The organism is Sphingopyxis witflariensis, from assembly GCF_002205635.1.
In the GTDB taxonomy this organism is placed as follows: domain Bacteria; phylum Pseudomonadota; class Alphaproteobacteria; order Sphingomonadales; family Sphingomonadaceae; genus Sphingopyxis; species Sphingopyxis witflariensis.
The window spans coordinates 325,452-331,923 of the sequence record NZ_NISJ01000004.1; the positions used below are offsets into that span (position 1 = coordinate 325,452).

13 protein-coding genes are annotated in these 6,472 nt (G+C 60.8%); 8 read left to right on the forward strand and 5 right to left on the reverse strand.

Translation table 11 applies throughout. The features are described 5' to 3' along the window. The first annotated feature begins 83 nt into the window (after positions 1-83). Genes CDQ91_RS10455 through CDQ91_RS10480 form a run of 7 tightly spaced genes read left to right on the forward strand, consistent with a single transcriptional unit; the run spans position 84 to position 4,219 of the window. Entirely contained in the window at positions 84-2,117 is a 2,034-nt protein-coding gene (locus CDQ91_RS10455; protein ID WP_088472639.1) for an SGNH/GDSL hydrolase family protein, read from the forward strand. 50 nt (positions 2,118-2,167) lie between these two features. Further along, positions 2,168-2,293 carry a hypothetical protein gene (locus CDQ91_RS21870; RefSeq protein WP_272897611.1) on the forward strand — a complete coding sequence of 42 codons (126 nt, stop codon included), beginning with the start codon at positions 2,168-2,170 and terminating at the stop codon, positions 2,291-2,293. A 4-nt stretch (positions 2,294-2,297) separates the two neighbouring features. Next, complete coding sequence (locus CDQ91_RS10460) at positions 2,298-2,792, forward strand: hypothetical protein (protein WP_088472640.1); 495 nt, start codon at positions 2,298-2,300, stop codon at positions 2,790-2,792. 26 nt (positions 2,793-2,818) lie between these two features. Further along, positions 2,819-3,082 carry a hypothetical protein gene (locus tag CDQ91_RS10465; protein ID WP_144036750.1) on the forward strand — a complete coding sequence of 88 codons (264 nt, stop codon included), beginning with the start codon at positions 2,819-2,821 and terminating at the stop codon, positions 3,080-3,082. A gap of 9 nt (positions 3,083-3,091) precedes the next feature. Continuing rightward, on the forward strand, positions 3,092-3,355 hold the full coding sequence (locus CDQ91_RS10470; protein ID WP_144036751.1) for a DUF7940 domain-containing protein: 264 nt from the start codon (positions 3,092-3,094) through the stop codon (positions 3,353-3,355). Then, on the forward strand, positions 3,339-3,860 hold the full coding sequence (locus tag CDQ91_RS10475; RefSeq protein ID WP_201791887.1) for a lysozyme: 522 nt from the start codon (positions 3,339-3,341) through the stop codon (positions 3,858-3,860). Before CDQ91_RS10470 ends, CDQ91_RS10475 begins: the two co-directional genes overlap by 17 nt. Then, complete coding sequence (locus CDQ91_RS10480; RefSeq protein WP_144036752.1) at positions 3,857-4,219, forward strand: hypothetical protein; 363 nt, start codon at positions 3,857-3,859, stop codon at positions 4,217-4,219. The genes CDQ91_RS10475 and CDQ91_RS10480 overlap by 4 nt, the downstream gene beginning before the upstream one ends. 161 nt (positions 4,220-4,380) lie before the next feature. Here CDQ91_RS10480 and CDQ91_RS10485 read toward each other — a convergent pair whose 3' ends face one another. From CDQ91_RS10485 to CDQ91_RS21945, 5 genes are all read right to left on the reverse strand, one after another. Further along, complete coding sequence (locus CDQ91_RS10485) at positions 4,381-4,719, reverse strand: hypothetical protein (RefSeq protein WP_088472644.1); 339 nt, start codon at positions 4,717-4,719, stop codon at positions 4,381-4,383. Between the two features lie 264 nt (positions 4,720-4,983). After that, positions 4,984-5,112: a hypothetical protein gene (locus tag CDQ91_RS21875; protein ID WP_272897612.1), complete on the reverse strand. Its 129-nt coding sequence runs from the start codon at positions 5,110-5,112 to the stop codon at positions 4,984-4,986. After that, on the reverse strand, positions 5,112-5,456 hold the full coding sequence (locus CDQ91_RS10490; protein WP_088472645.1) for a hypothetical protein: 345 nt from the start codon (positions 5,454-5,456) through the stop codon (positions 5,112-5,114). The genes CDQ91_RS21875 and CDQ91_RS10490 overlap by 1 nt, the downstream gene beginning before the upstream one ends. Then, positions 5,453-5,815, reverse strand: coding sequence for a DUF2493 domain-containing protein (locus CDQ91_RS10495; protein WP_088472646.1), 363 nt, complete (start codon positions 5,813-5,815; stop codon positions 5,453-5,455). Before CDQ91_RS10495 ends, CDQ91_RS10490 begins: the two co-directional genes overlap by 4 nt. Further along, a complete protein-coding gene (locus tag CDQ91_RS21945) occupies positions 5,812-6,372 on the reverse strand; it encodes a GIY-YIG nuclease family protein (RefSeq protein ID WP_336579795.1) in 561 nt (186 codons plus the stop codon). The genes CDQ91_RS10495 and CDQ91_RS21945 overlap by 4 nt, the downstream gene beginning before the upstream one ends. A 17-nt stretch (positions 6,373-6,389) precedes the next feature. Between CDQ91_RS21945 and CDQ91_RS22130 the strand changes: the two genes are divergently transcribed. Next, positions 6,390-6,472 (forward strand): helix-turn-helix domain-containing protein (locus CDQ91_RS22130; RefSeq protein WP_473825417.1); only part of this gene is annotated, 83 nt, incomplete at its 3' end.

A 6,472-nucleotide genomic window follows, 5' to 3' on the forward strand; every position in this document is an offset into this window, starting at 1 on the left:
GGCGGCGCGCGAGACGGCGTAACGCATTCCCACCACTTACCACACTCAAGGCTCCTTCGGGGGCCTTTTTTTATGGGGCAATCATGGCACGATATAACTACATCCCCAACCGGGTCATCGACACCAACGGCATCTCCGATGGCGCGTCGATCTTCTTTTACCTGTCGGGCACCACCACCAAGATTTCGATCTACAGCACCGACGATCTTTCGACGCCGATTGCTAACCCCCATATCGTCCCGGCTGGCGCAGAGGTGATCCCGATCTACTTCGCGCAGGATCCGGAGGATATCCGCGTTCGGGTCGTGTCAGACCGCGGCGAAGTCATCTCCGATGATGACCCGTATGACGATTTTGTCACCGGCAGCGAACTTGGCCCCATTCAGGACGCGATTGACGCACTACAGGGCAGCGTTGGCAGCGCAATTGCCCTTGGGCAGTTCAATCGCATCCTTTCCAAGCTCGACAGCCAAAGCGCAGACGCGAACCTTGTTATCCTCACCGACAGCACCGGGGACGAAACCAGCGAATGGATTTACCTGCTGTTCAGCGGGAGTGTGGCTGCGGCGTACCCGGAATGGACGATCAAGATTCTTTATTGGTCGGAGTCGAGCTATGCCGCTGCAACGACGATTCAAACGGGCACTGGCACACGCACGCTGACGGTTTGGGCTGCGGCTGTCGCGGGATCGATCGCCAACCGCTTTGCCGGTACTGACTTCACGGCTGCGGTGGTCACTCCGACGCCTGATGCTGTTATGCTGTCCTACGGCCACAATGCGGACATTCAGGGGGTAGGGCCGTACACCTCTGCCACTATCCGCCAGTTGTCGTGGTTCAACGCCATTGCTGACCGTCTCGACAAGGGGCTTCCCAACGTGCCGGTCGTAATGATCGGGCAGAACCCAACGATCAACAACAACGGCTCCAACCCAGCCGGGACCGATGACGGCTTCATGCGCCGCCGTCTTGAACTGCTGTTCCCGCTGGCGGCTCGTCGCGGATGGGGCGTCATCAACGTCCACGATGCTTTTCTGCAATCCTCCACGCCTCTGGCTAACTTGCTCGTCGATAGCACGCACCCGAACGCGGCTGGATCGCAGTTGTGGGCCGATGTCGTGTGGGGCGTGATGCGGGCAAGCCGGGGCGCACAGGACGCTGGCGGGGTTGTTCCCGGTCGGTTGATGAAGGCTTGGCGCAGCTACGCCGATTTCAACACATGGTCCAAGGGCAACATCACCCTGACCCAGCAGACTACGGCGGGGCGTTTCGAGACGCGCCCCGACGCAGCTACAGCCACGATCACGAGCACCGCAGGGCTGGGGTATATCTATATCACCGCAGCTTCTGCTGCCGATATGCCAGCCCTGCGCGGGCGCTACGTCACTTTTGCGGTGTGGATGCACATTCCGGTGGCTTCCGAGACAAACGCGGGCCGTATCGAGATTGTAGACAGCGGCAGCACGACGGTCAGCCAAGGGCCGGTAAGGGGCGATGGCTTCGCTGTGTTCACGGTGACGCACCTTGTTGATGCTGCGGCGACATCTCTTGTCGTCAACGTTTACTCGGCGGAGGCAGCATTCTCCCCGGCGAGTGTGGTTGACATCGATCGTGCTTCGCTATCGCTCGGGCTGGACCCCATCGACCCGATCACTGCGGAAGATCCAGTCGCCGCCCCGACGCTCCCTCCGTTCCGTGGCGCGTTGGTGAAGAAAAACGCGGACCAAACGACGGCAAACTATGCAGGGGGCGCTAATGTCGCTTGGGATGCAGAGGTCTACGACACCGATGCATTCCACGATAATGTCACGAACAACACCCGCCTGACCGTTCCTTCTGGTGTGACCAAAGTCCGCCTGAGCGCGCAGGTTCGCTATTCCAACGGCACGAACAATGAATTCGCGGCGCTTGCGATCAACAAGAACGGCGCGGGCTACGACGGCCAAGCCTATCAGGTTGTCGCCAGCCCCACGGGCGCGGGAAGTGTCAGTGTCGGGACGGGCGTTTTGACCGTTACCGCTGGCGATTACTTCGAAGCGAATTTCCAGATGCAGGCCGACACCTCGATTACCGTCGCGGCGGGCCTGTCGTGGTTCTCCATCGAGGTCGTGGAATGATGGGCGATCCTTCGGACATCGGGGTGAAGCAATCGAAAAGGAGAAAAGCCATGAAGAAAGAAGACGAACTGCTTGAGCGTATTGCGGTCGCATTGGAGAGCATCGCGGATGCAATGAACCCGCAGGTTCAGGGCTTCGGCACCGATCCGCCGCCTCCCCCGCCGCCGTCAAAGTGACCCCATGTTCTCGGAAGCCTACGCCATAGCGGTTGCGATATACCCGATGCTGCTCATCTCCACGCTGGTGGTGGGCGGCATCGGGATAGCCGTGAACCGTGGCGGATCGCGGCGGGTGGGCGCCGTGATGATCGGCTGTCAGATCGCATTGCTGGGGCTGTGGGCTATTGGCGTGCGGCCCCAGTCACCAGAGATCGGCATGGTGGTGTGCAATGGCTTGTCTGCTGCCGTCCTGCTTCTGACGCCGCCAACGCCGCCCTACCGTCTCCAGCGCCTCGCATCGAGCCTGTTTCTGGCGTCGGCTCTCCTCAACTCGGTTTTCGCCATCTTCGACCCAACCCCATACCTCACCGCCATGAGGTGGTTCGGATCGGCGGCGATCGACATGGTGATGATTCTGACGCTGGGGGGATATTGTGGTGGGCTGGTTGGAAAAGCTCTTGCTCATCGGTTTCGCGATCATGCTCGCGATCCATATCATTCCGGTCATCGTCGATGACGGAAAGGCGGAACGGCTGGGGCGAGATGATGAGGGATGCGGTCGCTCCGGCGAGCATCCTGATTAGCGTCTTTACCCTCTACATGACGCTGGCCGACAAGACGAGCGACGACGCCAAATGGCGGCAGCAGATTGAGAGCCAGATCAGCGCGCTTGAGAAGGATAGCGGCGCTTCCGATACCCTTCACCAGAGTCAAATCCGTTTCATGAACGGGTCCACGAACCGCATAAATTTCCTGTGCCAGACGCTCGCCGGGGGGCGAGGGATTTGCACGATGATGCCGGAATAGGAGACGACCATGAAACTCATCCCCCACTGGAAAGCCATGTGGCGAAGCTGGAGCGTCCAGATCAATGCGCTTGGCCTCGCTATCCTCGCATGGTTCACCTTCGATCCTATCGCCGTCCTGAGCGTCTGGAACGCCATGCCGTCGGCTGTGCATGACCTGATCCCCGAACAGGCGGTGTCTGGCCTTGGAGCCATCATCTTCGGCCTCGCGATGATCGCCCGGCTCGTTCACCAGCCGAAATTGCAGGAGAAGCGTAATGGCGAAACGTCCTAACCCAATCCTGCACATGGACGCGAAGAAGCCTGAATCGTCGGCAAAGATGAAGGCTATCGCTGTGATCGGGGCTGGCGCACTCGCCCTCACCGCGCCGTTCGTCGCGCAGTGGGAAGGAAAGCGCAACGATCCTTACCGGGATATCGTAGGCGTCTGGACCGTCTGCTATGGCGACACGCGCGACGTAAAGCCCGGCCAGCGTCAGACCGATGCCCAGTGCCAGGATCGCCTCTATGCCCAGATAGCGGATCACGCCAAGCCCGTGGTTGCCTGTGTCCCGCAATTGAAGGGCAAAGACGCGCAGCTCGCAGCCTCGGTGTCGCTGGCCTACAATATCGGCACCGGTGGCTTCTGCAAATCGACCGCAGCGAAACGCTTCCGTGCTGGCGATTGGAAGGGTGGCTGCAATGCTTTCTACGCATGGCGCTTTGCAGGCGGGAAAGAGATCAGGGGCCTTGCCAATCGGCGTCGTCAGGAAATGGCGCTTTGCAGGACGGGTCTGTGATCCCGCTCTGGCTCTACGGTGTCGGGGGTGTTGCGATCGCTGCCGTGTCCTTCGGTTCCGGCTACACGGTGCGCGCATGGAAGGCTGACAGCGATATCGCCAAGATCGAGCAGAAGCTTGAGGAGGAAGCCGCTGCGCAGCGAGCCAGAGCCGATACAGCCGCCGCGAAGTACGAGGAAGCGCGTAGCGCTCTCGATACCCAGTCCTACCGCACGCAAACCACTATCCGCGAGGTATACCGGAATGTCCAAGTCCCTGCTGAGTGCGCTGTGCTTGAGCCTGCTGCTGACAGCTTGCGGTCCTCGGTTGACGCGGCCAACGCCGTCGCTACCGGCAAATCTGCGCCAGCCCTGCCCTGAGTTGCCCCTGCCCCCGATCCCGTTGATTGATCCAGCGCGGATCGCTTGGGAGGAGGCGGTGGTCACGCTTTACGGGAAATGTGCGGGGAGGGCCCACGCGAGGACTGATGCGCTGTCGGATTAGTCTATATCGCTGGGGCGATGGCGCTGGGTGGCTTCGGCTAGGCGACCTCGCGCCAGTGAAGGCCAGCGACATTGGCGTACGGGCTCAGGTCCGCGAGCCTATAGGTTTGCACCTCTTCGCTTCCGTCCCGGCGAAACTCATAAACGCGGTTTCGGTCGAAGCCAGATGGGTAACCGTACCCATACGAGGAGAGGACCAGCAGCGGTCGCCACTCTGCTTCTTGTCGATATGCGGCGGGGCTAGTCCAGTCCTTCATCTCTTCCTTGCGGCGAGCGTCTCGCGCTTCGCGATCAAGTGCGTCGCATTCAGCTTCAAGGTCGCCGATTGTCTCGCGGGCTTGGCGCAGTTCGCGCCACGGGTTGAGCCATTTCCACATGAGAGCATCCTATCAAATTTGAGAGAAAAAGCTAGTGTTTCCGCGCGTTTTGTGCGACAAGAAAGTGCGCGGCCATCGGATTAACCGCTTCGGCGTCTCTGTGGCTTTCGGGTCAGATAGATACGGGGGTCGCGTCGGCGGCGAGTTTGGACCGGGAGTTCCCGGTCGGCTCGCCGCCTCACCCTGCCAAACCCTTCACCAAAGCCACCACCAACACGATAGCGATCCCCACGGCGAACAGACGGCCTCTGGTGAGATAGCGGTTCACAGTGCGTCAATCCCACCGGCAACGAACGTGGCGCAACCGTCGAGCGCGAACATAGCGACGGCGATCCCGATCAGCATCCAGAGCAGATAGCTGGCAGCGTGGAGAATTTGACCCAGCTTCCACATTACCCGTCCTTCCTTATTGTGTTGAGGGTGGCGCGGGCAATGTTCCGCATGTCGATCACCTTGGACGAGCCCATTGGGTCATCATGGCTGCGCTGCTCGATCGCTGACAGCCCTTCCACCGCCACCTCAAGGTCAGCCGTTAGCTGCGACACTTGGGCGCGGAGGGTGGTAACGGCAACGCTCGCGTAGTGATCCATGCGCTGGTCCTGTTGCGTCGTGCCGAGCAGGCGCGCGTCGTCGATAAAAGGATCGTCGCGCATGGCCTCAACGACTCGCGCCACAACCGCCCTCCGCTCTGCCTCTCGCTCTGGACCGACCCCACCCTCGATGCTGGCGGCGTTCATGCGGACACCGAGGGGGAGGCGATTTCAAACACCGGGAGGCCAGCAGCGCGAGCGCGGCGAACCATGTCGGCTGTCCCGCGCCCTCCCGGAAAGGCGATGACCTTGGTCGGCCGCCCCTCGTCGATCATCTGCTGGTTGCGGATCGGGCCAGCGGCGCGGCCATGGGCGGCCCAATCGGCAGGATAGTTCTCGTATCGACAGCGCCGCTGTTGGCACCACTCGCGCGCGAGCCTGTCAGCGCCGGGAGCGCCGCCCTGAATTATCGTGTCGCCGTGCCGGACGTGGCCATCAAGCGCTGCGAACGCGGTATCCTGATCGTCGAAGTCACGACCGCCGCACACAAGGATGCGGGCGATCATGCCGATACTCCCCGGGGAGTGTGGGGGGAGAGCCGCTCGACCTCGGCGAGAATGTCAGGGTGACGCTCGAACCATTCGCCGTGGAGGCGGTGCGCTGCAAAGCGGTCATGCAGGATGCGCTCATCCTTCAATGTCCCCCACCCGCTCGCGAGAACCGATAGCTTCACAGGGCTGAATGATTGAAGCGTTGAGAGCCGGACGCGTCGCCGGTCTGAATAACTGGTCAGACCGTGGTCAGAGAGTTTCGTTTCGTTCGACACTTGTTCGTCCTCCGTTCGATACGGAGGGAACGCAATTCGGTCGAAAATCGGGCCTGTCTCTCGGTGTAAACGAGATGCTCTACCAACTGAGCTAAGCGCCCCATTCGGGAAGCGCGCCCCTGCCACAGCTTGGACCGGCTGGCAAGTCGGACGTCGGAGACTTGCGCTAGTCCCACCGCGGTTCAGGATCAATTCCGGGTGATAATGCTTAAAAAGCGAGCGATTTCGGGAGTTTCCCAAACCCCTGAGATCGGCTAGTAGCAACCGGGGCCTGAGTTCACAAACGAAGTGCAACACCTCACACAGGTGTTGCCATGTCGAGATACCGTCAGTTATCGATTGAGGAGCGCTGTTCGATTGCCCGTCTTTATGAAGACGGGCAATCGATCCGGCAGAT